The organism is Agrobacterium sp. BT-220-3 (genome assembly GCF_025910175.1).
GTDB lineage: Bacteria > Pseudomonadota > Alphaproteobacteria > Rhizobiales > Rhizobiaceae > Agrobacterium > Agrobacterium oryzihabitans.
Map to the genome: position 1 here is coordinate 36,163 of NZ_JAPAIX010000001.1, position 25,301 is coordinate 61,463.

At 60.8% G+C, this 25,301-nt stretch carries 25 protein-coding genes; 12 read left to right on the forward strand and 13 right to left on the reverse strand.

Annotated features, from left to right (window positions below):
• Positions 1-2: 2 nt before the first annotated feature.
• The 3 genes from surE to OK142_RS00220 all read left to right on the forward strand — a co-directional run bounded on the left by surE (position 3) and on the right by OK142_RS00220 (position 3,329).
• Positions 3-773 (forward strand): 5'/3'-nucleotidase SurE, encoded by a 771-nt coding sequence (gene surE / locus OK142_RS00210; protein WP_498680650.1) that lies wholly within the window; start codon positions 3-5, stop codon positions 771-773.
• Positions 770-1,423, forward strand: a complete 654-nt coding sequence (locus tag OK142_RS00215; RefSeq protein ID WP_498680651.1) for a protein-L-isoaspartate(D-aspartate) O-methyltransferase — start codon at positions 770-772, stop codon at positions 1,421-1,423. The genes surE and OK142_RS00215 overlap by 4 nt, the downstream gene beginning before the upstream one ends.
• Before the next feature lie 346 nt (positions 1,424-1,769).
• The gene (locus OK142_RS00220; RefSeq protein WP_498680652.1) at positions 1,770-3,329 is read left to right on the forward strand and encodes a peptidoglycan DD-metalloendopeptidase family protein; all 1,560 of its coding nucleotides are present in this window, start codon (positions 1,770-1,772) and stop codon (positions 3,327-3,329) included.
• Between the two features lie 250 nt (positions 3,330-3,579).
• Here the strand turns inward: OK142_RS00220 and mobB are convergent, their stop codons facing one another.
• The 5 genes from mobB to moaA all read right to left on the reverse strand — a co-directional run bounded on the left by mobB (position 3,580) and on the right by moaA (position 8,096).
• Positions 3,580-4,104 (reverse strand): molybdopterin-guanine dinucleotide biosynthesis protein B, encoded by a 525-nt coding sequence (gene mobB, locus OK142_RS00225; RefSeq protein ID WP_498680653.1) that lies wholly within the window; start codon positions 4,102-4,104, stop codon positions 3,580-3,582.
• Positions 4,101-4,727 (reverse strand): molybdenum cofactor guanylyltransferase MobA, encoded by a 627-nt coding sequence (gene mobA, locus OK142_RS00230; RefSeq protein WP_498680654.1) that lies wholly within the window; start codon positions 4,725-4,727, stop codon positions 4,101-4,103. Before mobA ends, mobB begins: the two co-directional genes overlap by 4 nt.
• On the reverse strand, positions 4,724-5,923 hold the full coding sequence (locus tag OK142_RS00235; protein ID WP_498680655.1) for a multidrug effflux MFS transporter: 1,200 nt from the start codon (positions 5,921-5,923) through the stop codon (positions 4,724-4,726). Before OK142_RS00235 ends, mobA begins: the two co-directional genes overlap by 4 nt.
• Before the next feature lies 1 nt (position 5,924).
• Entirely contained in the window at positions 5,925-6,893 is a 969-nt protein-coding gene (locus OK142_RS00240; RefSeq protein ID WP_003495678.1) for a DMT family transporter, read from the reverse strand.
• A gap of 153 nt (positions 6,894-7,046) precedes the next feature.
• Positions 7,047-8,096: a GTP 3',8-cyclase MoaA gene (gene moaA, locus OK142_RS00245; RefSeq protein WP_313611232.1), complete on the reverse strand. Its 1,050-nt coding sequence runs from the start codon at positions 8,094-8,096 to the stop codon at positions 7,047-7,049.
• Between the two features lie 112 nt (positions 8,097-8,208).
• Between moaA and OK142_RS00250 the strand changes: the two genes are divergently transcribed.
• The 3 genes from OK142_RS00250 to OK142_RS00260 all read left to right on the forward strand — a co-directional run bounded on the left by OK142_RS00250 (position 8,209) and on the right by OK142_RS00260 (position 11,316).
• On the forward strand, positions 8,209-8,577 hold the full coding sequence (locus OK142_RS00250) for a gamma-butyrobetaine hydroxylase family protein (RefSeq protein ID WP_313611231.1): 369 nt from the start codon (positions 8,209-8,211) through the stop codon (positions 8,575-8,577).
• A 272-nt stretch (positions 8,578-8,849) separates the two neighbouring features.
• The gene (locus tag OK142_RS00255; protein ID WP_035223115.1) at positions 8,850-10,661 is read left to right on the forward strand and encodes a monovalent cation:proton antiporter-2 (CPA2) family protein; all 1,812 of its coding nucleotides are present in this window, start codon (positions 8,850-8,852) and stop codon (positions 10,659-10,661) included.
• Positions 10,662-10,707: 46 nt separating this feature from the next.
• Positions 10,708-11,316, forward strand: coding sequence for a pyridoxamine 5'-phosphate oxidase family protein (locus OK142_RS00260; protein ID WP_498680656.1), 609 nt, complete (start codon positions 10,708-10,710; stop codon positions 11,314-11,316).
• Positions 11,317-11,486: 170 nt separating this feature from the next.
• Here OK142_RS00260 and OK142_RS00265 read toward each other — a convergent pair whose 3' ends face one another.
• From OK142_RS00265 to OK142_RS00300, 8 genes are all read right to left on the reverse strand, one after another.
• Complete coding sequence (locus OK142_RS00265; RefSeq protein ID WP_003495689.1) at positions 11,487-12,557, reverse strand: GGDEF domain-containing protein; 1,071 nt, start codon at positions 12,555-12,557, stop codon at positions 11,487-11,489.
• Between the two features lie 504 nt (positions 12,558-13,061).
• A complete protein-coding gene (locus tag OK142_RS00270) occupies positions 13,062-14,279 on the reverse strand; it encodes a molybdopterin molybdotransferase MoeA (RefSeq protein WP_498680657.1) in 1,218 nt (405 codons plus the stop codon).
• Positions 14,280-14,771, reverse strand: a complete 492-nt coding sequence (gene moaC / locus OK142_RS00275; RefSeq protein WP_498680658.1) for a cyclic pyranopterin monophosphate synthase MoaC — start codon at positions 14,769-14,771, stop codon at positions 14,280-14,282.
• Between the two features lie 7 nt (positions 14,772-14,778).
• The gene (gene trpC / locus OK142_RS00280) at positions 14,779-15,594 is read right to left on the reverse strand and encodes an indole-3-glycerol phosphate synthase TrpC (protein WP_498680659.1); all 816 of its coding nucleotides are present in this window, start codon (positions 15,592-15,594) and stop codon (positions 14,779-14,781) included.
• A 19-nt stretch (positions 15,595-15,613) separates the two neighbouring features.
• Positions 15,614-16,648, reverse strand: a complete 1,035-nt coding sequence (gene trpD / locus OK142_RS00285) for an anthranilate phosphoribosyltransferase (RefSeq protein WP_003495698.1) — start codon at positions 16,646-16,648, stop codon at positions 15,614-15,616.
• Positions 16,649-16,664: 16 nt separating this feature from the next.
• Complete coding sequence (locus OK142_RS00290) at positions 16,665-18,557, reverse strand: peptidyl-prolyl cis-trans isomerase (protein ID WP_498680660.1); 1,893 nt, start codon at positions 18,555-18,557, stop codon at positions 16,665-16,667.
• 406 nt (positions 18,558-18,963) lie between these two features.
• A complete protein-coding gene (locus OK142_RS00295; RefSeq protein ID WP_003495703.1) occupies positions 18,964-19,098 on the reverse strand; it encodes a hypothetical protein in 135 nt (44 codons plus the stop codon).
• A 40-nt stretch (positions 19,099-19,138) separates the two neighbouring features.
• Positions 19,139-19,318, reverse strand: a complete 180-nt coding sequence (locus OK142_RS00300; RefSeq protein ID WP_003495704.1) for a hypothetical protein — start codon at positions 19,316-19,318, stop codon at positions 19,139-19,141.
• A gap of 417 nt (positions 19,319-19,735) precedes the next feature.
• Between OK142_RS00300 and coaD the strand changes: the two genes are divergently transcribed.
• The 6 genes from coaD (at position 19,736) to OK142_RS00330 (ending at position 25,094) form a co-directional block, all read left to right on the forward strand.
• A complete protein-coding gene (coaD, locus tag OK142_RS00305) occupies positions 19,736-20,230 on the forward strand; it encodes a pantetheine-phosphate adenylyltransferase (RefSeq protein ID WP_498680661.1) in 495 nt (164 codons plus the stop codon).
• A 29-nt stretch (positions 20,231-20,259) separates the two neighbouring features.
• Complete coding sequence (locus OK142_RS00310) at positions 20,260-20,829, forward strand: peptidylprolyl isomerase (RefSeq protein ID WP_498680662.1); 570 nt, start codon at positions 20,260-20,262, stop codon at positions 20,827-20,829.
• Positions 20,830-20,865: 36 nt separating this feature from the next.
• Entirely contained in the window at positions 20,866-21,375 is a 510-nt protein-coding gene (locus OK142_RS00315) for a peptidylprolyl isomerase (protein ID WP_003495709.1), read from the forward strand.
• Between the two features lie 311 nt (positions 21,376-21,686).
• Positions 21,687-22,769 (forward strand): tRNA preQ1(34) S-adenosylmethionine ribosyltransferase-isomerase QueA, encoded by a 1,083-nt coding sequence (queA, locus tag OK142_RS00320; RefSeq protein WP_271045928.1) that lies wholly within the window; start codon positions 21,687-21,689, stop codon positions 22,767-22,769.
• Positions 22,769-23,899, forward strand: a complete 1,131-nt coding sequence (gene tgt / locus OK142_RS00325; RefSeq protein WP_003495713.1) for a tRNA guanosine(34) transglycosylase Tgt — start codon at positions 22,769-22,771, stop codon at positions 23,897-23,899. Before queA ends, tgt begins: the two co-directional genes overlap by 1 nt.
• Positions 23,900-23,936: 37 nt before the next feature.
• On the forward strand, positions 23,937-25,094 hold the full coding sequence (locus tag OK142_RS00330; RefSeq protein WP_498680663.1) for an aminodeoxychorismate synthase component I: 1,158 nt from the start codon (positions 23,937-23,939) through the stop codon (positions 25,092-25,094).
• Positions 25,095-25,301: the final 207 nt, after the last annotated feature.

A 25,301-nucleotide genomic window follows, 5' to 3' on the forward strand; every position in this document is an offset into this window, starting at 1 on the left:
AGATGCGGATTTTGCTGACGAATGACGACGGTATTCACGCCGAAGGTCTGGCCGTGCTGGAGCGAATCGCCCGGACGCTTTCGGACGATGTCTGGATCGTCGCCCCTGAGACCGACCAGAGCGGGCTTGCCCATTCGCTGACGCTTTCCGAACCGCTGCGGCTGCGCAAGATTTCCGACAAGCATTTTGCGCTGCGCGGCACGCCGACCGATTGCGTCATCATGGGCATTCGCGAAGTTCTGCCTGAGAAGCCCGACCTCGTGCTCTCCGGCGTCAATGCCGGTGCCAACATGGCCGATGACGTTACCTATTCCGGCACCATTGCGGGCGCCATTGAAGGCACGCTGCAGGGCGTGCGGTCCTTTGCGCTCAGCCAGGCCTTCAGCCATGCCGAAGGCCGTGTCGTGCCGTGGGAGGTCGCCGAGACCTATGCCCCGGACCTGCTGCGCAAGCTGATGAATGTCGATTTGCCTGATGGCACCTTCCTCAATCTCAATTTCCCCAATTGTGCGCCCAAGGATGTGCAGGGCGTGTCCGTGACCGGGCAGGGCAAGCTCGATTTCGGCCTGACGGTGGAAGAGCGCCAGGACGGCCGTGGTTTCCCCTATTATTGGCTGCGTTTCGGCGAACGTCTCGGCACCTTCCGCGAAGGCACGGATATCCATGCTTTGAAGCACGGCAAAATCTCGGTCACGCCGCTAAAGCTTGACCTGACGGACTACACGGTCAAGGATCGGGTTGCGGAAGCGCTTGGATTCGGAGTCGCCGATTGAAATCTGCCATGGTCGAAAAGGAAGGTTTTGCCGCTCTCGTTCTGCGTCTGCGGGGCGAGGGGATTTCCGATCTTGACCTTTTGACGGCGGTCGAGCAGACGCCGCGTTCCAAATTCGTGCCGCCGCAATTTGCTGCCGACGCCTATTCCAGCCGGACGATCCCGATCGACTGCGGCGCCTTCATGGAAGGTGCCGACATGGCTGTGAAAATCCTTGCCCGCCTGCAATTGAAGCCGGGCCAGCGCGTGCTGGAGATCGGCACCGGCAGCGGTTTCATGACGGCGATCATCGCGCGCCGGGTGGAGCGCGTCTTTTCGCTGGAGCGTTACAAGACGCTGGTGCAGCAGGCGCAGAACTGTCTGGATGATCTTTCCATCCGCAACGTCGTCATTCGCCAGGCGGATGGCAGCAACGGGCTTGTGGGCGAGGGTACATTTGACCGTATCGTCTCCACGGCCGCCTTCACTACCATGCCCCGCTTTTTCGCCGAACAGATCGTCTCCGGCGGCATGATGATCGCGCCGATCATCCTTGACGATGATCGCTGCGTGATGACGCGCTTTTCCAAGACCGGCAGCCGCTTCGAAAAGGAAGAGTTGTTCGAAGCGCCCTATCTGCCGCTCAGCACCCATATTGCGCGTCATTTGTAACAAAATGAAAATTTTGAAGACATTCCATTTTTGTCTTCGAAAGTTCTAAATTACAGCAACTGTTTGATTTTAATTATTATTATTGTCCAGACATGACGCGCATCGTTTTCGTCATGGTTATCGAAGTGTCAAAAAAGCGCCAAACGGCTTAACGTTTTAACGGCGTGGTAACACTAACGCGCTTTAATCATAAACATCGACGCATGGTTTTCCCCTCCTCGGGAAATGGGCCTTGCAAGAAGTGAAGTTTGTGCCGGATCGCATGTCGATGCGGCGGGTTGGCGTCAGTGTAGATCGAGTCATGCGTATGAGACATTCGTCTAAAATCGGAAAATCAGTCGCAAAAATGTTCGCAGCGGCATTGCTGGCAAGCGTCGCAACGGGCTGTAGCTCGGATGCAACGCGGTTCAGCGGCCTCTTTTCCAGTGGACCGGATCAGATGACGACGGCGTCAATTCCAACCCGGCAGGGTGGCGGTGCTTACGGGCAGGCCCCTGTTCCGCAGGGCGACATGAATGGCGGTTACGCGTCTGCCGCGCCGCAGGGCGGCTACGCCAACCAGAACATGTCTGGCAACGCCTATCCGCAGTCCGGCGGTTATGGCGGCAACGTGCAGCCTTCCACGGCCCGCTCGGCCTCCGCCTCTCCGGTTCAGCGTTCCGAGCTGTCGGCGGTGGCGAGCCGCGATCCGGCGACGCGCAACGAAGCCATGGCCCAGCCCTTCCCATCCGCACAGCGACAGGCCGCGCCGTCTCCCGCAGCGCCAGCGCAGCAGGCCGCCGCTCCCGTCGCCGACAATCTCACCACCGCAACCGTCCGCTCCGACAAGAATGGCTGGCATACGGACGGCGCTTCCTCGGTGACGCTGCGTCCCGGTGAAAGCATCACGACACTGTCCAACCGCTACGGCGTTCCTGAAAAGGAACTGCTGCGGGTCAATGGTCTGAAGACAGCCTCTTCGGCGCAGGCCGGCCAGTCGATCCTCATTCCGAAATTCGGTCAGGTTCGCAACGCCGCCAAGGATGCTGCCGGCAACATCGCGCTCAACCGCAATGGCGACCAGCCGACACCGCTGCGCAGCCCCGAGGGCAATGTAGCCGTGCTGCCGTCGCAGGCTGCGGCCCGTGACAAGGTTTCCTCCGAGGCCGGCAAGCTCACGCCTCCCGGTGGCAAGCCCTTGCCGCCAAGCGGTGGCTACAAGGTTCAGCCGGGCGATAGCCTGGCGAAAATCGCCCGTGAAAACGGCGTATCGGTTGCCGCACTGAAAGCCGCCAACGGCATTTCCAACGAGAGCATCCGTGTCGGCCAGACGCTTGCCATGCCGGGTGCCGGCACCGACGGCATCAAGACGGCATCCGTTCCCGCCAAGGAAGCGGCAAAGGCAGTCGAAACCGCATCCGCCAAGCCGGAGCCCTACAAGGCGCCTGCTGCTGCTGCCGCGACCGCACCGTCGGCACCCGCCGCCACGGCGAGCGTCAGCGATATCGAGAAGAAGTCCGACATGGCTTCCGTCGCACCGGAATCCACGGGCATCGGCAAATATCGCTGGCCGGTCCGCGGTGCTGTCATCAACAATTTCGGCGACAATGTGGAAGGCAGCCGCAACGATGGCATCAACATCTCGGTTCCCGAGGGCACGCCGATCAAGGCCGCTGAAAACGGCGTGGTCATTTATGCAGGCAACGGCCTGAAGCAGCTCGGCAACACGGTTCTCGTCCGCCACGACGACGGCAAGGTCACGGTTTACGGCAACGCCGCCAATCTCGACGTGCAGCGCGGCCAGAAGGTGCAGCGCGGCCAGACGATCGCCACATCAGGCATGACGGGCAGCGCCAAGCGTCCTCAGGTTCACTTCGAAGTTCGCAAGGATGCGACGCCGGTGAACCCCTCCAGTTTCCTTGAATAGGTATTGCGTCTCAAGGATTGATGAAGCCGGGTCTAGAGCCCGGCTTTTTCATTTTGGGGGTGAGGGATCACTGGAGCTTGCGTCGGCTTCATGCCACTTCTCCTCCGTCATGCCGGACTTGATCCGGCATCGAGCCGACGCGCGTCTGCGCGGCGCGAGGAGTCCTTTCAGCCCAAGGACTTGGGCTGGCTGGATACCGGCTCAAGGCCGGTATGACGGATGTGGGGATGCAGCCGAAGCGCCTAAAACGCTATCCTTGGTTTAGCCTCACCAACCCCACCGTCTTCTCGATGAAGTCGGCAATCGCGCCGGTATCGTCGAGATCGAAGACGGGAAGGGCGGTGTCCGTCACCTCATGATCCGCTGCAATGGCGATGATATAAGGATCGCTTCCGGCGAGCGGTTCGGTTTTCGCCGCCTCCAGCCGGCGCGCCTCGATCTTTGGCACCGGCTCGTATTTATAACCCTCGATCAGCACGAGATCGCAGGGGGCGAGGCGGGAGAGGATGTCCTCGAAAGACGGTTCAGGCCCGCCGCGCAGTTCATGCATGATGGCGAAGCGGGTGCCGGAGACGATGGTGACCTCGTGGGCGCCCGCCTGCCGGTGACGCCAGCTGTCCGCACCGACCTTGTCGATATCGAAATCATGATGGGCGTGCTTGATGGTGGAGACGCGGTAGCCCCGGGCCGTCAGTTCGGTGACGATGCGCACCGCAAGGCCGGTCTTACCCGAGTTTTTCCAGCCGGCAATGCCGAAGACCTTTCGTGCCGTCATGTCGCGAGGCTCTCCAGATGGCTTCGCGCCAGCGCCAGTTCATCCGGCGTGTTGATGTTGAAGAAAGGGTCGAGGCTGCCCTTTGCGGTTTCCAGCGGCGGAAAGGCAATGCCAATGGTGATGTGTCGTGCCAGATAGGCGCGGATCCGCCGGTTCGCATCGTTCTTCAGCCAATCTTCCAGATCATCGGCAAGCGCCACGGGCCAGAGCGCGAAAACCGGATGAAGCTGGCCGCTGGAGGCGGCGATGACGATCGAATCTTCCGATATGTGTTCGCTAAGGCGGGCCACGAGATCATCGGGGAAAAAAGGGCTGTCGGCGGGCACGGTCAGGAAATGGCTTCCTCCGGCTTCGTGTTTTTGGAAATGGCGCATGCCGGCGAGAACGCCGGCCAACGGTCCAGCATGGCCGCTTACGGTGTCTGGCAGCACGGGCAGGCCGAAGCTTTCGGCCCAGCCATTTGCCGCATTGATGGTGATATCGCAGACCTGCGGTGTGATGCGCCGAATGACATGGGAAAGCAGCGGCGTTTCGCCCAGCATCACCATCGCCTTGTTGGTGCCCATGCGCCGCGACAGGCCGCCGGCGAGCACGAGACCGGGTATTCTGGAAGGGGCCGTCATTGCCGCTTCTCCTGCAGCCTTACGACATAGGTGGTGAGGAGGGCGACAAGGCCGGTCGCCAGCATCACGATAAGGAGCGGCCAGGTTCCGTCCTCCCTGGACAGGACCGAGGAGGCGAGTACCGAAAGCACTGCGCCGCCGCCGATGGTCATGGCGCCGCCGAGACCGGAGGAGGAGCCAGCCAGATGCGGCTGGACGCTGACCATGCCGGCATTGGCACTCGGCAGGGTAACACCGTTTCCAACGCCGATGAGGGCGAGCGGCACGAAAAACGCATAGGCGCTTTCCGCTCCGCTAGAGATCACCACAATGGCCGTGACGATGCCGGCAATGGCGATGACATTGCCCGACAGCATCATGCGGGTGATGCCGATCTGGCTGGCATAACGGCCGGAGACGAAATTGCCGAGCATGTAACCGCTGGCCATGAAGAAGAATTGCAGGCCAAGCATGGCCGGGGCAAGGCCATAAAGCACGCTGCCGACGAAGGGCGCACCGCCGAGGAAGGAAAAGAACATGCCGGACGAGAAGGTCGAGGTCAGCGCATAACCCCAGAACAGCGGCGAGCGCAGAAGCTCGGGCCAGGCATGGAACTGCTGCGAAAAGCTTGCCGATTTGTTGTGGTTGGTTTCGCCGAGATCAAACCAGGCGAGCGCCAGAATGCCGACGCCGAGGAGGGCGAGCAGCGCGAAGCTCGACTGCCAGCCGGAAATGTCGTTGAGCAGGCCGCCAACCGTCGGGCCGACCATTGGCACCACCGACATGCCCATGGTGACATACCCGATCATCGAGGCGGCCTGTTCCATCGGCACCATGTCGCGCACGATGGCCCGGGCGAGCACGAAACCGGAAACGACGGCCGCCTGCGCCACGCGCCCGATCATGAAGACGGTAATGTTGGGCGCCAGCATGCAGACGAGCGTGGCGACGATCATGATCGCGATGCTGGCGAGCATGACCGGGCGGCGTCCGAAAAGATCGGATAGCGGGCCGATGATGAGCTGCAGGCAGGCGGTGGCGGCGAGATAGCCGGATACGGCAAATTGCATGACCGCGTAATCGACCTCGAAATAAAGCGCCATGGCTGCAAGCGAGGGCAGGAACACATTCATGCACAGCGCTGCGACGCCGGCGATGACGACCAGCGTGATGATGTGGGGCGGGGTGGTCCTGTCCAGAAAACGGCCGCTGTTCATGTCACTCTCCCGCTTCTTCCGTAACTGTAGCTTTCGTAACGGAAGCTGGCCGCACCGTGGTTGCGGCCGTGGGCGTTGCGGCGGCGCGCTTGGCCATCTGCGAGCGCTTGCGCAGGCTTTCGCGGTAGAAGGTGTAGAGACCGGAACCGATGACGATCATGGCGCCGACGATGGTGAAACTGTCGATCTTTTCATTGAAGAAGAACACGCCGATCATGAAACCCCAGAGCAGGCTGGTGTAACGGAACGGCGCGACGAAGGAGATTTCGCCGGTTCGCATTGCCAGAATGATCGCCTGATAGCCGACCAGCACCAGAATGGCGGACCCGGCAAGATGCGACAGGATCATGAAGTTCATCGGCTGCCAGCCGCCGAAAGGCTGGATCAGCAGGCCACCCACCGCCATGTTGACGAAGGCGGTAATGACGGTGATGGCGAGAGAGGGCACATCGGCATACATTTTCCGGGTCAGAAGATCGCGTGCGGCGGTAACGGCCAGCGAGGCGACGACCAGCAGGGCGCCTGACGTGAAGCCTTCCGGGCCGGGCCTAATGATGATGAGCACGCCGATGAAACCGGTGATGATCGCCGCCCAGCGCCGCCAGCCGACCGGTTCACGCAGGAAAAGTGCAGCACCCAGCGTCACGATCAGCGGCAGGGACTGCAATATGGCCGAAGCGTTGGAAAATTCGATGAGGCCGAGCGCCGTCAGATAGAGAACGGCGGCTGTCACTTCGCAGAGACAGCGCAGGATGATGATGGGCCGCAGCAGGGTTTTCAGGGGCCGGAGCGCGCCGAAATGCCGTGCAGCGATGTAGATCAGCACCACCGTCATGATGCCGCGCACGAACATGATCTGGCCGGTGTTGATGTAGGGGGTGACGGATTTCGTCAGCGCGTCGTTGGCCGTGAAGCTTGCCATGGCGAGCGCCATCAAGAGGGCGCCGCGCGTATTATCCGTCAATGCCATTCCATATGATCCCAGACCATGCGCAATCTTGCCCCGATTGCCTCTCAAGGGCTGCCCGCCGGGCGCAACTGCGCATTCCTCCATGCCAAGAGACGTGACACGGTGAGGCCGGTAATTCAACCGCTTATATGGGTGGGGAAAGGAGAAACAGGCTTACCCGCCGGTCACGCTCATATGGCGGGCGACGGCGGGCCGTTTATGCGTGCGGTCGATGATGAAATCATGACCCTTCGGCTTGCGCAGAATGGCCTCGTCTATGGCGCTGGAAAGATAGGCGTCGCTGTCGGAAGCGCGCAGCGCGGTGCGCAGGTCGGCCGCATCATCCTGTCCCAGACACATATATAGCGTGCCGGTGCAGGTGAGGCGGACGCGGTTGCAGCTTTCGCAGAAATTATGGGTCATCGGCGTGATGAAACCGAGCCTGCCGCCGGTTTCCCTGACCGTGACGTAACGGGCGGGGCCGCCGGTCTGGTAATCGCTGTCGATGAGCGTGAAGCTTTGCTCCAGATCGGCGCGGAGCTTGGAGAGCGGCAGATAACGGTCTGTCCGGTCTTCCTCGATCTCGCCCATCGGCATGGTTTCGATGACCGTCAGATCCATGCCGCGACCATGGGCGAAACGCATCAGCTCGGCAATCTCGGTCTCGTTGAAATCCTTCAGGGCCACGGCGTTGAGCTTGACCTTGATGCCGGCGGCCTGTGCGGCGTCCAGCCCTTCCATCACACGGTCGAGATCGCCCCAGCGGGTGATCTGGCGGAATTTGTCAGCATCCAGCGTGTCGAGCGAAACGTTGATGCGCCTGACGCCGCAATCGGCAAGTTCGGCTGCGAATTTGGCAAGCTGCGATCCGTTGGTGGTCAGCGTCAGTTCGTCCAGCGCGCCGGTGCGCAGATGGCGGCCGAGGTTCCTCACCAGCGACATGATGTTCTTGCGCACCAGCGGTTCGCCGCCGGTGAGCCTGAGCTTGCGCACGCCCCTTGTGATGAAGACGGAACAGAGCCGGTCGAGTTCTTCCAGCGTCAGCAGGTCCTTCTTCGGCAGGAAAGTCATGTGTTCGGACATGCAATAGGTGCAGCGGAAATCGCAGCGATCAGTCACCGAAACGCGCAGATAGTTTATCGCCCGACCGAAGGGATCCACCATCGGTGCGTTGTTTTCCGTCAGGGATTGCGCTCTTTCAAGCGATCCGGGGAAACTGTTCACGTCTCCATCCTCATTGCGCGATGCCCCTGGCACACACGGTGATGTAGTGGCTTGCCTATCGTGAGGCAAGTCCGTAATTCTGACGCATATGACGAGCTTGCGGAAGTGAAAAATGAGTGATGCCTGGCCGACTGAGCTGCTAGTGTCGAAAGACCGGCGGCAACTGACCGTTTCCTTCGACGACGGCAGCGCCTACCGGCTTGACGCCGAGATGCTGCGGGTGCTTTCGCCCTCGGCGGAAGTGCAGGGCCACGGGCCGGGGCAGAAGGTCACCGTTCCCGGCAAGCGCAATGTCACGATCCGCTCCATCACGGCGACCGGCAACTACGCCGTGCGCATCGTTTTCGACGACGGCCACGACAGCGGCATCTTTACCTGGAGATACCTCAAGGAATTGGGCGAGACCGGTGACGCACTGTTTGCCGATTATGAACGGGAGCTCGCTGAAAAGGGCTTGAGCAGGGAACCGCTATCCCGATAAAACATGGAGGGAGACGCCCTCGTGAGAATGCAGACAGGGGATTTGAAGAACCGGTGCGTTTGGCGATGTTGTTGCATCCCCACTCCGTCACCCCGGACTTGATCCGGGGTCCAGCGCGATCAAGTCCTTGATCGCGAGAGAGTCTTTCACGGCGCAGACGCGCCGTGGCTGGATGCCGGATCAAGTCCGGCATGACGGAAGAAGGGTTCTGGCGCTTTCGGGCAATCTGGCGAGGGAACACCCTCGTCCTATCAATTTAAACGGGGTGGCGTGTGGCTGTCGAAGCGAACGGAAATGATCTGGCCCAGGTGGTCGTGCTTTTGGCGGCGGGCGTTGTGGCTGCGCCGATCTTCAAACGCATCGGCCTCGGCTCAGTGCTGGGTTATCTGGCCGCCGGCCTTGTGATCGGGCCTTACGGTCTCGGTTTCTTTTCCGATTCGCAGGCGATCCTCCATATCGCCGAACTGGGCGTGGTGATGTTCCTGTTCATCATCGGGCTTGAAATGCAGCCGTCTCGGCTTTGGTCGATGCGTCAGGATATTTTCGGCCTCGGCGCGTTGCAGGTGCTGGTCTGCATGGCAGGCCTGACATTGATCGGCGTTGGGCTCGGTTTTCCCGTCATCATGTCCTTCGTCGCCGGCACCGGCTTCGTGCTGACCTCGACAGCGATCGTCATGCAGATGCTGCAGGAACGCAACAGCATGTCGAGCCTGAAAGGTCAGCGCATCATCGCCATCCTGCTGTTTGAGGATCTGGCCATCGTGCCGCTGCTGGCGCTGGTTGCCTTTCTCGGTTCCGGCGGTGAACATGTGACACCCTCGGAGCGCTGGATTTCGGTGGGCATCGCGCTTGCCGCGGTTGGGGCGCTCATTCTCGCCGGGCGTTATCTTCTCAACCCGTTCTTCCGGCTGCTGGCGGCCTCCGGTGCGCGCGAGGTGATGACGGCCGCCGCTCTGCTGGTGGTGCTCGGTTCGGCGCTTCTGATGCAGGTCAGCGGTCTTTCCATGGCCATGGGCGCGTTTCTTGCCGGCGTGCTGCTGTCTGAATCCTCCTTCCGCCATCAGCTTGAGGCGGATATCGAGCCGTTTCGCGGCATTCTGCTCGGCCTGTTCTTCCTTGGCGTCGGCATGGCGATCGATCTTGCCGTCATCGCATCCAACTGGCAGCTCGTGGTCGTCAGCGTCGCGGGTTACATGCTGCTCAAGGCCTTCCTGATCTACGGTGTGGCGCGCGCACTCGGCACCACGCGGCGCGAAAGCCTGGAGCGGGCGGTGCTGATGGCGCAGGGCGGCGAATTCGCCTTCGTGCTTTATTCGGCCGCCGTCAGCGCCGGTATTCTGGATCGCGAGGCCAATGCGATCCTGACCGCGACCATCATCATCTCCATGGTGCTGACGCCGTTGATGGTCATTCTGCACGACCGGCTGGTGCCGGCGGCTGTGCCCAATACCGACGATCTCGACGTGCCGGAAAATGTCGAGGGCAGCATTTTGCTGATCGGCTTCGGGCGGTTCGGGCAGATCGTCAGCCAGCCGCTTCTGGCGCGGGGCTATACGCTGTCGCTCATCGACAAGGATGCCGACTTCGTGCGTGATGCGGCGGAATTCGGCTTCAAGGTCTATTATGGCGATGGCTCGCGGGCGGAAATCCTGCATGCTGCCGGTGCAAGCACGGCGCGCGCCGTGCTTATCTGCGTTGATGACAAGGACGCGGCGGTGCGGATCGCGGAGATCGTCAAACACGAGTTCCCGCTGGTTCCGGTTCTCGCCCGCGCCTATGACCGTGGCCACGCCATCGACCTTCTGAAGGCGGGTGTCGATTACCAGATCCGCGAGACGCTGGAATCGGCGCTGAATTTCAGCGAGGAAGTGCTAGGCGCCATGGGCGAGGAGCGCGAGGATGCGGCCCGTCTGGTCGAGGAATTCCGCGACCGCGACGAGGAGCGTTTCGCGATGGAAGTTGTCGGTGGCATCTATGCCGGCCGTTCGCTGATCCGCGGCAATGCCCAGCCGGCCGACCTCGTTGCTGCCCGTACGGCGCGCGAGCGGGCGGAGCGGGAAAAGGCAGAGGCGGCGGAAGATTAAGCCCCATCTGGCGGGGTGCAGGTTGTTTTACGGGATTGGAGCCGACATGACGATCATTCGCACGGTTGAGGAACTGAAGGCCATCTATGATGGCACAAGCGAAGCGTCGATCGCCAAGGTAACGGGCGCGCTGACGGCCGAATACAGGCTGATGATCGAGGCGTCACCCTTTCTGGCGCTGGCGACGGTGGGCCCGGAAGGCATGGACTGTTCGCCGCGCGGCGACAAGGGCGGTGTGGTGCGGGTGGCTGACGACAGGACCCTGCTACTGCCCGACTGGCGCGGCAATAACCGCGTCGATTCGCTTTTGAACATCGTGCGCGACCCGCGTGTGGCGCTGATGTTTCTGATCCCCGGCTCGAATACGACGATGCGCGTCAACGGCCGCGCGGCCGTTTCGGTCGATGCCGATCTGCTGCAGAGCTTCGAAATGGACGGCAAACATCCGCGCACGGTGATCGTGGTGGAGATCGATGAGGTCTATTTCCAGTGCGCGAGGGCTCTCATGCGCTCCGAACTGTGGAACCCTGCCAATTTTGTCGAACCCGCATCTTTGCCCACACCGGGCGTGCTGCTGAAAGCCGCAAAGGCGGAGTTCGATCAGGAAACCTATGACAGAGAATGGGCCGCGCGGGCGGCAAAGACGATGTGGTGAAGGGTTCTGTGACCTGCCGCACACCGCCCTCATTCCTGTGCTTGTCACAGGAATCCAGCCGACGCGTGTCTACGCGACGAGAAGAGGCCTTTTCAGCCCAAGGACTTGGGCTGGCTAGATTCCTGTGACGAGCACAGGAATGAGGGTGGAGAGGGCAGGCGCACCTCACTCTACGTCCGATAAATCAGCCAGTTCTTGCCGGTATAATTCTTCTGCATACCGTCCTCATAAAAGACGGATCGGTTCCTGCCGGTTTCCTTGGCGTGATACATCGCGGTATCGGCGTGGCCATAAAGCTCGCTTGGATTGGTCGCCTGCGCGGCGGAGGCAAAGCCGATGGAGATCGTCACCGTGCCATAGTCTGCGCCTGATCTGGAATTGCGGAACGGCGTGCTTTCCAGCGACAGGCGGATGCGCTCGCACATCACCATGACTTCCTCGGGCGTATTGCCATCGAGAATGATGGCGAATTCCTCACCGCCGCTTCTGGCGACGAAGCCATCCTTGCGGACATTGGCGCGGATGACCGAGGCGACGGTGGCGAGAATCTTGTCGCCGACGGGGTGTCCAAAGGTGTCGTTGATCCGCTTGAAATGGTCGATATCGAGCAGGACGAGCGAGGTATATTGCAGGCCGATGGAGCTGTCATAGATGGAGGCCAGCCTGTCGTCGAAAGCGCGCCGGTTGGAAAGGCGGGTCAGCGAATCGGTATTGGCGATGCGCTTATATTCATCCAGTTCCAGGCGGACCTGATGCATTTCCTCGGCATGGCGGTTGACGTCGTTGAACGCCTTTTCGCCATCGATGATTTTCGACCCGGTGGCCTCGGCCAGCAACGAAATCGCATTCTTCAGAATATTGGTGCTCGAGACATTCTTGTCGTCGATGCGCTGGCGTGTTTCGCCGAGAATCCTGTTGTAGTTCTCGATGGAGGACTGTTCCCGCCGCAGCGTGCCCAGCAGCGCCTCCAGTTCACGCCGCAGCTTCTCGTGCGCGTCGTCGATGGCCCGTCCGGGAGTGCCTTCGCCGTAACGCGTGGAAAGCTCGTCCAGATCCTCCTGCGTGACGCGGTTTCCAAGCGCCGCCAGATCCTTTGTCAAAGCAGGGTTCGAGCCGATATAGGCTTCGTAAAAAAGGCTGTAATTGCGCGGGATCGGCGAAACACCCATGCTCCGCATGGCGTAGGCAATCTGCCCGGCAATGTCGGGTCCCGTGGTTTTGGGCGTGGATGCCGTGTTCATCAAGAAACTCCAGTGAGTCTGCTTATCGACTATGATTATTATTATGAAGCCCGTTTTGGAAAGCTTAATTTATGGGAAACTAATTTTTGTTCCCGGAAATTCCATTTTCGCCGATTTTTATCTTATTTAATTGATAATTATAAGTAATTTTCATTTTCTAGGATTTCCGGAATTTTTTCCCTCTACTATTCGTCTTGGTGACAGCATCGTATTTATTCTGTCAATCCCGAGAATGGGATTCGAGTGATTTATTTTGGCACAACAATGTGGGGCAATAGGCGGGAAATGGTTAGGCGGCGGCCTATTTCATTTAGGCAAAACGTCGCCTATAGGTCGTACACTTCTTCAACATATCGAGATATAACAATCTTATAGTTTTAATCCGCCGGCTCAGCACGTTTCGGTGCGGTCAAATAGGCCGCGCCTGCGTGGAGTGTCCGTCAGGCGAACTTTCGAAACAGGACATCGCCTCGGCAGGCATCGTATGGTGTAGCCCCGCTCTCGTCAGGCCTTGAGCCTTATCACCTGGCATACCGTCCCGGCTTCCACCGCCGGCGCGTGCGGCGGTCGCACGATCAGGCCATCGGAATGGGCCAATATCTTCATCATCGATGAATCCTGCTTGGTATAGGCTTCCGCCATCAGTACGCCGTTCTCGTCGGTGTGGAAACGGGCGCGAAGATAATCCTGCCGGTGGTCGTTTGCTTTCAGCGGCGTGGCGGTCCGGGCGGTAGCAACGCGTTGCAGGGGCGCGCGGCGGGCGATGCTGCGGAGCAGGGGCTCGAGGAAAAGCAGGCTGCAGACGAGGCTCGCGACCGGGTTTCCGGGCAGGCCCAGCACCTGCATGGTTCCGATGGCGCCGACCATCAGCGGTTTTCCCGGGCGCATGGCGATGCGCCAGAAATCAAGCTGCATGCCTTCGGCCTTCAGCGCCGCCTGCACGAGATCGTGGTCGCCGACCGATGCGCCGCCGAGCGTTACCAGCACGTCGGCCTTTGCCGCCACGGCCTTGTCGATGGCGGCGCGGATCAGCGCGTCATCGTCAGCGATGATGCCGAGATCGAGAATGTCGGCTCCGGCAGTCCGGGCAAGGGCCGCGACCCCGAAGGTGTTCGAGGCGATGATCTGCGCCGGCTGCGGCGTGCTTCCGGGCGGCAGCAATTCGTCGCCGGTGGCAAGGATGGCGACGAGCGGCCTGCGATAGACGGGAAGCGTGGAATGGTTCATTGCCGCCGCGACGGTGAGATCGGTAAAACCGAGTTCGCGCCCCGCCTTCAGAACCGTTTCACCCTCGGCAAAATCCTGTCCGCGCGGGCGAATGTGTCTCCCTGCGGCGACTTCGAAGGTGGTGCGGATTTTTCCGCCCTCCAGCACTTCGGCGTCTTCCTGAATGAGAATGGTGTCGGCCCCTGTGGGGACCGGCGCGCCGGTGAAGATGCGCACGGCCTCGCCTTGCCCCACCGTACCTGTAAAAGCATGGCCGGCGGCGGCTTGGCCGATGACGGTGAGAACCGAGCCGATTTCAGGCGCGTCGGCGCTGCGCAGCGCATAGCCGTCCATGGCGGAAGCGTCGAAAGGCGGCTGCGTCAGACGCGCCGCTAGGTCAGCCGCGAGAATGCGGCCATCGCAGTCGGCAAGCGGCAATGTCTCGCTGTCCGCGACCGGAACCGCCGCCTCCAGAAGGCGCCTTGTGGCCTCGTCCACCGGCAGCAGCGGTTTCATTTAGCTCTCCTGTCGTCGGAAATCGCCAGATTTGCCACCGCTTTTTTCGAGAAGGCGGATATTGACGATTTCCATCGCCTTGTCGGCGGCCTTGGCCATGTCATAGATCGTCAGGCAGGAGATGGAAACGGCGGTCAGCGCTTCCATCTCCACGCCGGTCTTGCCCGATAGTTTCACCATGGCTTCCACCCGCAGGCCGGGCAGGGCAATGTCTTCGGTGATGTCGACCGAAACCTTGGTCAGCATCAGCGGGTGGCAGAGCGGGATGAGGTTTGCGGTCTGCTTGGCGGCCATGATGCCCGCGAGCCGGGCAGTGCCGATGACGTCGCCCTTCTTGGCATTGCCGTCACGGATCAGCGTCAGCGTTTCCGGCTTCATCCGTACGAAACCCTCGGCAATGGCGATGCGGACGGTCTCGGCCTTGTCGCCGACATCGACCATATGGGCCTCGCCGGCGGCGTCTATATGGGTCAGCTTGCCCGCCTCGCTCATGGGGCGATCATTCCGCTGCCAGAACGCCGGTCCTGCCGGTCAGCAGCGCCCTGGTGGCCGCCGTCACATCGTCCTTGCGCATCAGGCTTTCGCCGACGAGGAAAGTGCTGATGCCGCTCTTTTCCAGCCGCTTGCAATCCTCATGGGTGAAGATGCCGCTTTCGCCGACCAGCAGCTTGTCGGCGGGCACGAGACCAGCCAGCTTCTCGCTGGTTTCGAGGCTGACTTCGAAGGTGCGCAGATTGCGGTTGTTGATGCCGAGAAGCGGCGAGGCGAGCTTCAGCGCCCGTTCTGTCTCTTCCGCATCATGAACCTCGACCAGCACGTCCATGCCGAGCGCGAAAGCCTCGTCTTCCAGGCGTTTTGCCTCGTCGTCGGAGAGTGAGGCCATGATGAGGAGAATGCAGTCCGCGCCCCAGGCGCGGGCCTCATGCACCTGATAGGTGTCGAACATGAAATCCTTGCGCAGCGCCGGCAGGGCGCAGGCATTGCGGGCGGCGGTCAGGAATTCCGGCGCGCCCTGAAAGCTTGGGCTGTCCGTCAGCACCGAAAGACAGGCGGCGTCGCCCGCTTCATAGGCGGCCGCCAGCGCCGGCGGATCGAAATCCGGGCGGATCAGGCCCTTGGACGGGCTGGCCTTCTTGATTTCGGCGATCAGGCCGAACTTGCCCTCGGCCTGTTTTGTCCTGAGCGCCCTGTAAAAGCCGCGCGGCGCGGTCTGGCCCTCGGCCATTGCTTTCAGATCGGCAAGGGAAACCTTCGCCTTGGCGGCGGCGATTTCCTCGCGCTTGTAGAGTTCGATCTTTTTCAGAATGTCGCTCATGGTTTCGCTCTCATTCCTTTCAATGGTCGGCCTGCTTGGGGTCTGCCTCGTTTGAGACGGCGACCAGACGCTCCAGCGCTGCGGCTGCCGCGCCGCTATCGAGCGCCTCGCTGACAATCGTCATCGCCTGACCCAGCGTTTCCGCCTTGCCGGCAATGACGAGGGCTGCGGCCGCATTGCACAGCGACACGTCGCGATAGGCATTGCGTTTCCCGGACAGAACCTCACGCAGCGCCGCCGCATTGGCAATGCCGTCGCCGCCCTTCAGATCGTTCATCTGAGCCGGCTGAACACCGAAATCCTTTGGCGTCAGGTCGAATGTGCGGATCTTGCCGTTTTCCAGCGCCGCCACATGGGTGACGCCCGTGGTGGTCACCTCATCCATGCCGTCGCCATGCACGACCCAGATGCTCTCCGAGCCAAGATCACGCAGCACTTCGGCAAGCGGCACCAGCCAGCGTGGCGAGAAGACGCCGAGCAATTGCCGTTTTGCGCCCGCCGGGTTGGAAAGGGGGCCAAGCAGGTTGAAGATCGTGCGTGTGCCGAGTTCGACACGGCTCGGGCCGACATGGCGCATGGCGGAGTGGTGCAGCTGCGCGAACATGAAGCCGAGACCCGCCTCGCTGATGCAGCGGGCGATGAGATCGGGGCCGATATCGAGCTTCACGCCGAGCGCGGAAAGCGCATCCGCCGTGCCGGATTTGGAGCTCAGAGCGCGGTTGCCATGCTTGGCGACCGGCAGGCCCGTGCCGGCGACGATGATTGAGGCTAGCGTCGAGATATTGTAGGTGCCGATGCCATCACCGCCGGTTCCGACGATATCGATGGCATTGGCGGGGGCCGAGACAGGCAGCATGCGGGCGCGCATGGAGGAGACGGCGCCGACGATTTCGTCCACCGTTTCTCCGCGCACGCGCAGCGCCATCAGGAAACCGCCGATCTGCGACGGGGTGGCTTCGCCCGACATCAGAATGTCGAAAGCTGCCCGCGATTCCTCGCGGTTCAGGCTTTCGCCGTTCGCGACCTTGGCGATCAGCGGCTTCAGTTCGGCCATCTTTATCGCCCCCCGGTTAGAAGTCGACCATCGCCTGGTCGGCGAGGGCCTGATTGATGGTCACACCATAATCATTCTGCAGGCGGTTGACCATCTGGTCCAGCATGTCGTCGCCGGCCGCGCGGGCGATGGCGGCGAATTGCTGGTCGTCACTGGCGAGCGCATCGGCAGGCGCATTGGTGTCAACGGACGTGACCTTGAAGAGGATGCGGCTGGAGCCGTCGGCATCAGCCGCCGTTCCCACCTTGCCCTCAGCGCCGGAGAAGACGGCCGCGATCGTCTGCTGGCCGAAAATCGCGTCTTCGCTTGTGCGGCGCAAGCCGGATTTCTGTTCGACGGCAAGGCTCAGTTCACCAGCCACGGCTTCAAGGGTCTCACCCTTTTCAACGCGGGCTTTCAGCTCGTCGGCCTTGGTGGCCAGCGCCATCCGCTGCTGCTCCGCCGTCCAGTCGGCGACGACATCGTCGCGCACTTCGGCAAGCGTGCGGTCGCGGGCGGCGATGATCTGGTCGACGTCGAACCAGATGTAACCTTCACGGCCGAGGTTGATCGGCAGCGCTTCGGTGCCGGGTTCGGTCTTGAAGACTTCCTGTGCCAGCTGCGGGGAGGGCAGGCCCTGAACCGCATCGCCCTTTTCATCGAGGCCGGCGGCATCGATGGCGGCGATGGTGACGGGCTTGAGGTTCAGCTGCTTGGCAGCATCGGCAAGCGAGGAACCGCCGGCGCGCAGGTCCTCGTAACGGTCATGCACATTGGTGATTTCTTCCGCGGCTGCGGCGGTGGCGAGGTCCTTGCGGATGTCCTCTTTCGCCTCTTCCAGCGTGCGGGTGGTTTCCGGCTTGATGCCGGTGACGCGCAGGATGACCGGGCCGAAGGAGCCCTCGACGACTGCGGAGACGCCACCATCCTTTTGGATGGCGAAGGCCGCATCGGCAATCGACTGGTCGGGAATGGTGTCTTTGGTGAATTCACCGAGCGTGACGTCGGACGGCGTCTTGCCCTGATCCTTCACGACCTGATCATAGGTGGTGTTGCCGAGGCGGATCTGTTCGGCGGCGGCTTCGGCCATCTCCTTGCCCGGGAAGGTCAACTGCTCCACCGTGCGGCGGCCGGCAGTGCGGAAGCTGTCCTTGTGGCTCTCGTAATAATCGGCGATCTGCGCATCCGTCACCGAGGCCTGATCGGCAATGTCCGACGGTTCCAGCTTCACATAGGTGAACTTGCGGAATTCAGGGGCGCGATATTTCGTCTTGTTGGTCTCGAACCAGGGCGTCAGCACGTCGTCGCCCGGTGCCTTCACCGGCGGAATGACGGCGTTGGAAAGAATGACGTAATCGACCGCGCGCTGCTCGTTGCGATACTGCTTCAGCGCATCGACCAGCACCTGCGGCGCTGCAAAACCATCCGAGACGGCTTCGACGATCTGGCTTCTGACGGCAACCTTGCTGCGTTCCTTGATGTAGTCGTCTTCGCGGAAACCGGAATTGCGCAGCCGCTCGCTGAAGAGATTACGGTCGAACTGGCCGTTGACCGACTTGAAGGCCGGGTCTTCGGCAATAAGGTTGGCGAGGCGGTCTTCCGAAAGGCCGAGATTCATCTTCGAGGCCAGCTCGTCGAGGGCAGCACCCGCGGCAAGCTGGCTGAACACCTGGCGGTCGATGCCGAAGGCCTTGGCCTGTTCCGTTGTCAGACGGGTGCCGAACTGGCGGCTGAGATCTGAAATCTGACGCTGATAGGCGAGGCGGAACTCCTCGGGGCTGACCGTCTGGTCGCCGACGGTCATGACCGCATGCGAATTGGCGGTGACGAGTGATGCGGAGACGCCCCAGACGCCAAACGAAACAACAAGCAGGAGAAGCAGCAGCTTGGCTGCCATGGTTCGAGAAGCATTTCTCAGGGAATCGAGCATCGTTATGCAAACCTCACAGGAACGTCCTTGCGGTCGCCAGCCGTCCGGCCCGCAACGTATCGGCGTTCCTTAAATCAATCCAAACGGAAATTGAAGGGAATTTGCCTTGGAAAAACGGGGTTTTGAAAACGCTTGTGTGATTGGGACGCGTGAAATGGATGCGATGGTTCGATATCGGGTGCCTGTCCGCCCTCATTCCTGTGCTCGTCACAGGAATCCAGCCAGCCCAAGCCCTTGGGCTGAAAGGACACCTCCCGCCGCGCAGACGCGCGTCGTCTGGATTCCTGTGACGGGCACAGGAATGAGGGAAGGAGAGGCCGGCGCCTTGGCAAAATAAAACCGCCCAGGGGACCCAGGCGGTTGCTAAGAATCATCTTTTGAAGGGCGATCAAATCGTATTCTTCGCTCAAAAAGCGCGATCGCGCCTGATCATGGCTTTGAATTCCTCGTCTTCGCGCCGCATCTCGGCGACGACGGAGATCATCGATGTCACGAACATAATGCTGATCAGGGCAAGAAGCAGCGTCAAAAATGTGAACATGATAGTATCTCCGTGTGTTGCGAGAAATTCTCGCCCTCTATCAGTAATAATTCATATACTGATAACGGGCGGTCAGCTGCGGATAGTCCGGACCCTGCTTTTCAGGCTTCTGTTCATAAATACTAAACGTCGTTGCCACCATGGCGATGACCAGTACTGTCCAGGCGGTGCTGATGACACTGATCTTTGCCGAAGTAGACTGTTTTTCTCTTACAAACATCTGTCCGTTCCTTTGGTTCTTTCTTAACGCGCCATGTGCGATCATGTTCCGCGTCAATCGTAAAAATCGATTAGCATCGCGCCTGTGAAACTTCCTTGAATGGCTTGTTCATCTGGCGTTCAGGAAACTGGCGATGGGCATCATTCGAGAAAAAGGTACTCGGCAGCGAATGATGCGACGATCGAAAGGACGATCATGAAGGCCAGCATTTTCAATACTCCGGATGCTTAACGGGTGAGGGGCGTTTCGGTTTCCTGATGGTGTGCATTTATAGAAAATAGCCCTGAAACCGCACTGAACGGCCCATTCATCCGTGGTTCAGGCCGTCCGGAACACGGGCTTGGGTGGTAAAAGTCTTGCGCCGAGCCCGTCTCCATGACAAAAGGCGGCACATAACGCCCACCACCTGAGAGCGATATGACGATTGCCTTTTATCCAGGATCCTTCGATCCGATGACCAACGGACATCTGGATGTGCTTATCCAGGCACTGAACGTGGCGTCCAAAGTCATCGTCGCCGTCGGCATCCATCCCGGAAAAGCGCCGATGTTCAGTTTCGAGGAGCGGGCGGCGCTGATACGCCAGGCCCTTTCCGAGACCCTGCCGGGCGAGGCGGCGCGCATGGAAGTCGTTTCCTTCGATAATCTGGTTGTCGATGCCGCCCGTCAGCACGGCGCGCGTCTTTTGTTGCGCGGCCTGCGTGATGGCACCGATCTTGATTATGAAATGCAGATGGCTGGCATGAATCGCCAGATGGCGCCTGATATCCAGACCGTATTCCTGCCCGCCGGCACTTCGTCGCGACCCATTACAGCCACATTGGTCCGGCAGATCGCCGCCATGGGCGGCAATGTGGACGCCTTCGTGCCCAAAACCGTGCTTGAAGCCCTCAACGCCAAGCTGAAGCGCTGACTTCAGCCTCACATTCTGGAGCCAATCCGATGAAACTCGTTCGATTTGCCTTTGCCGGCGCCCTGTTTGCGGGCGCGCTTGCCGCCAGCACCCTTGCATCTGCCGCCGAACTCCTGACCGTCCAGCTGAAGGACGGTCCCGTTGTCATCGAGCTGATGCCTGATGTCGCGCCCAAACACGTGGCGCAGATCGAGGCGCTGGCCAAGAAGGGCGCTTATGACAATGTTGCCTTCCACCGCGTCATCGACGGCTTCATGGCGCAGACCGGCGACGTGCAGTATGGCAACATGGAGAAGGGCTTCAGCGCCCAGCGTGCCGGCACCGGCGGCTCCGACCTGCCGGATATTCCGGCTGAATTCTCCAAGGTGCCGTTCACGCGCGGCGTGGTCGGTATGGCCCGCTCGCAGGATCCGAATTCCGCCAATTCGCAGTTCTTCATCATGTTTGCCGACGGTCCGTTCCTGAACGGTCAATATACCGTGGTCGGCAAGGTCGTGTCCGGCATGGAAGCCGTGGACAAGATCAAGCGCGGCGCCGGCGGCAATGGCGAAGTTTCCAACCCCGACCGGATGATCAAGGTCACCGTCGGCAAGAAGTAAGGTAGGGCAATAGAGCCCGAACAGAGGAGAATAATCATGGCCGAGATCAAGGATCCGGAAAACACCATCATCATGGAAACGACGACCGGCAAGGTCGTGATCCAGCTTCTTCCGGAAGTTGCTCCGGGCCACGTTGCCCGCATCAAGGAACTCGTTTCTGAAGGCGCTTATGACGGCGTCGTTTTCCACCGCGTCATCGAAGACTTCATGGCCCAGACGGGCGACGTGAAGTTCGGCAAGAAGGGTGCGGAAAGCTTCAACCCGGCCCGCGCCGGCATGGGCGGCTCTGACAAGCCGGACTTGAAGGCTGAATTCTCCGCCATTCCGCACGTGCGCGGCACCTGCTCCATGGCCCGTTCGCAGAGCCCGAACTCCGCCAACTCGCAGTTCTTCATCTGCTTCACCGATTCGCCCTGGCTCAATAAGCAGTACACCGTCTGGGGCCAGGTCATCGAAGGCATGGAAGCCATCGACAAGGTCAAGCGCGGCGAGCCGGTGAAGGATCCCGATTCGATCGTTTCCATCAAGCTCGCTTCTGCGGCCTGATCATCGGAAATTGCAGTTCGACCCGTCTCGCAGTTTATGCGGGGCGGGTTTTGATGTTTATTGACGGTACGTGATGCAGGCGGCGGGGCGACAGGTTTGGAGCCTGCCATCCGTCGCGTCGTTCTCTTCTTCCCTCATTCCTGTGCTTGTCACAGGAATCCAGCCAGTCCAAGTCTTTGGGCTGAAAGGACTCTTCTCGTCGCGCAGACGCGCGTCGACTGGATTCCTGTGACAAGCACAGGAATGAGGGGGCGGATGCGTCGGGATGCAAAACACCGTGCCGTGTCATCGAATTTCTGGAAGCCCTTGCAATGCGCGTAGACCTGTTCGATTTCGATCTGCCCGAGGAGAATATCGCCCTTCGCCCGGCGAACCCGCGCGACAGCGCGCGTCTGCTGGTGGTCGATCCGAATGAAAACCGTATGGAAGACCACCGCGTCTTCGACCTGCCGTCCTTCCTGAAGCCCGGCGATGCGCTTGTCTTTAACGACACCCGCGTCATTCCCGCCCAGCTCGAGGGTGTCAGGCTGCGCGAAGGTGCGCCGGAGACGGCAGTTTCGGCCACACTGCACATGCGCGCCGATCAATCCCGCTGGAAGGCTTTCGCGCGTCCCGGCAAGCGCATCAAGCAGGGCGACCGCATCCGTTTCGGTTACGAGCGCGACAATGCCTGCGGCCTTGCCCATCTGGAAGCCACCGTCGAGGAAAAGGGCGAGGAGGGCGAGATCACGCTGCTGTTCGACGTCTCCGGCCCGGTGCTGGACGAGGCGATCGCCTCCGTCGGCCATATTCCCCTGCCGCCTTATATCGCCGCCAAGAGGCCGGAAGATGCGCAGGACCAGACCGACTACCAGACCATTTACGCCCGCGAAAAGGGAGCCGTTGCCGCCCCCACCGCCGGGCTGCATTTCACGCCCGATCTGTTTGCCGCGCTGGACAGGGTGGGTATCGAGCGGCATTTCGTGACGCTTCACGTTGGGGCAGGCACCTTCCTTCCGGTGAAGTCCGACGATACCGACGATCACAAGATGCATTTCGAGATCGGCCATGTGTCGCAGGAAACCGCCGACCGGCTGAATGCGGTAAAGGCGCGCGGCGGACGCATCGTTTGCGTCGGCACGACATCGCTGCGCCTGATCGAAAGTGCGGCCGATGAGAATGGTGTTATCCACCCATGGTCCGATGCCACCGGCATCTTCATCACGCCGGGATACCGCTTCCGCGCGGTCGATATTCTGATGACGAATTTCCACCTGCCGAAATCGACGCTTTTCATGCTCGTTTCGGCTTTCTGCGGTCTCGAAACGATGCGTGACGCTTATAAGCACGCCATCGAAACCGGATACCGCTTCTATTCCTATGGCGATTCCAGCCTGTTGTTCCGGAAAAACTGATGCACGACAAATTCACCTTCACCCTGAAAGCCACGAGCGGCGGCGCACGCCTCGGCGAAGTCGCCATGCCGCGCGGCGTCATCCGCACGCCTGCCTTCATGCCGGTCGGCACGGTCGGCACCGTCAAGGCCATGTATCTCGATCAGGTGCGCGAACTGGGGGCCGATATCATTCTCGGCAATACCTATCACCTGATGCTGCGGCCGGGTCCTGAGCGTGTTGCCCGCCTTGGCGGCCTGCATGAGCTGATCCGCTGGCCGCATCCGATCCTCACCGATAGCGGCGGGTTTCAGGTCATGTCGCTTTCCGGCCTGCGCAAGCTGGATGAGCAGGGTGTGACCTTCAAGAGCCATGTGGACGGCTCGCTGCACCACATGTCGCCGGAACGCTCCATCGAAATTCAGGGCATGCTTGATTCCGACATCCAGATGCAGCTCGACGAATGCATCGCGCTGCCGGCAGAGCGCAAGGAAATCGAGCGGGCGATGGAAATGTCGTTGCGCTGGGCCGAGCGCTGCCGTGTCGCCTTCGGCGAGCAGCCCGGCAAGGCCATGTTCGGCATCGTGCAGGGCGGCGACCAGCCGGATCTGCGCGTCCGTTCCGCCGAAGGGCTGAAGCAGCTTGATCTGAAGGGCTATGCGGTCGGCGGTCTTGCCGTCGGCGAGCCGCAGGATGTGATGCTGGGCATGCTCGACATCACCCTGCCGGTGCTGCCCACCGAAAAGCCGCGTTACCTGATGGGCGTCGGCACGCCTGACGATATCCTGAAATCGGTGGCGCGTGGCATCGACATGTTCGACTGCGTGATGCCGACCCGTTCCGGCCGCCACGGGCTTGCCTTTACCCGCCGTGGCAGGGTCAATATCCGCAACGCCCGCCATGCCGAGGATATGCGCCCGCTCGACGAGCAGTCCAACTGCCCGGCCTCGCGCGATTATTCCCGCGCCTATCTGCATCACCTCACGCGCTCCAACGAGGCGCTGGGCGGCATGCTGCTCTCCTGGCACAACCTTGCCTATTATCAGGAGCTGATGCAGGGTATCCGCAAGTCGATCGAGGAAGGCCGTTTCGCCGATTTTTATGCGGAAACCATAGAGATGTGGGCGCGCGGCGACATAGACCCCGTCTGACGCTTCCCGACCCTCTCTCCTGTTTCGGACGCTTTCATTGGCACATGCGCCTTACGTTCTTTTCCGGGATGACACGACCGGCACGGTGACAGCCTTCACCGAGCCGGAAGAGATCATCGTCGCGGACGAGCCTGAGGCATTTTTTGCGGCGCTGAAGCGCATGGAGCAGCTGCGTCGCGACGGGAAATATCTTGCCGGCTATATGTCCTACGAGGCCGGTTTCCTGTTCGAGCCTAAACTTGCGCCTTTTGCGGCCGAGCCCCGCAACGTGCCGTTTTTACGATTCGGCGTCTTTTCCGGCCCGCAGCCGGATGAGGGTCGGTTCGCGCGGCCTACAGACCTGCCGGATGCGGATGCCTTTCTGTCCGATCCTGTGCCCGCATGGAGCCTTGAAGACTATTGCCAGCGCTTCGAGCGGCTGCACGGGCATCTGCGCCGGGGCGACTGTTATCAGGGCAATCTGACCATGCCGATACATGCGGGCTGGAGCGGCGATCCGCTGACGGCCTTCTGGTCATTGGTCGAGCGCCAGCCGGTCAAATATGGCGCGCTGGTCGATCTCGGCGGCCCGGTTATCCTGTCACGCTCACCGGAGCTGTTTTTCTCGGTGGATCGCGAGGGTTTCATCGAGACCCATCCGATGAAGGGTACGATGCCGCGTGGCGCGAATGCGCAAGAGGACCGGGCGATCATCGCGGCGATGCTTGAGGATGAAAAGACGCTCGCCGAAAACCGCATGATCGTCGATCTCCTGCGCAACGATATTTCCCGCATCACCGAGGTCGGCAGCCTCGATGTGCCGCGACTGTTCGATATCGAGACCTATCCCACCGTGCACCAGATGGTCAGCCATGTGCGGGCGAAGCTTTTGCCCGGTGTGACGGTAGAGGATATTTTTGCGGCGCTGTTTCCCTGCGGCTCGGTGACCGGCGCACCGAAAATGTGGGCGATGAAGATCCTGCGTGAGCTGGAGCAGACGCCGCGCGACGCCTATTGCGGTGCGATCGGCTTCATGTCTCCGAGTGGAGAAATGCGTTTTTCGGTGGCGATCCGCACGCTGATGCTGTTCGATGGCGGCCGCGCGGTCTTCAACGTCGGCGGCGGCATCGTCTTCGATTCCGATGCCGAGGCGGAATATGATGAGTGTCTGCTGAAATCCAAGTTTGCGGTGGGCGACAGGTTGTTGCGGGAGTGATCGGGAGAGAGGTGCGGCAAACTCGAAGTGTTCTGTCTTCGGCAATGCTCTCTCCTCCCTCATTCCTGTGCTTGTCACAGGAATCCAGCCAGTCCAAGTCCTTGGGCTGAAAAGATTCCTCCCGTCGCACAGACGTGCGCCGACTGGATTCCTGTGACAAGCACAGGAATGAGGGAGGTTGGAGGAGGCTCCAATATCAGCAGCCAG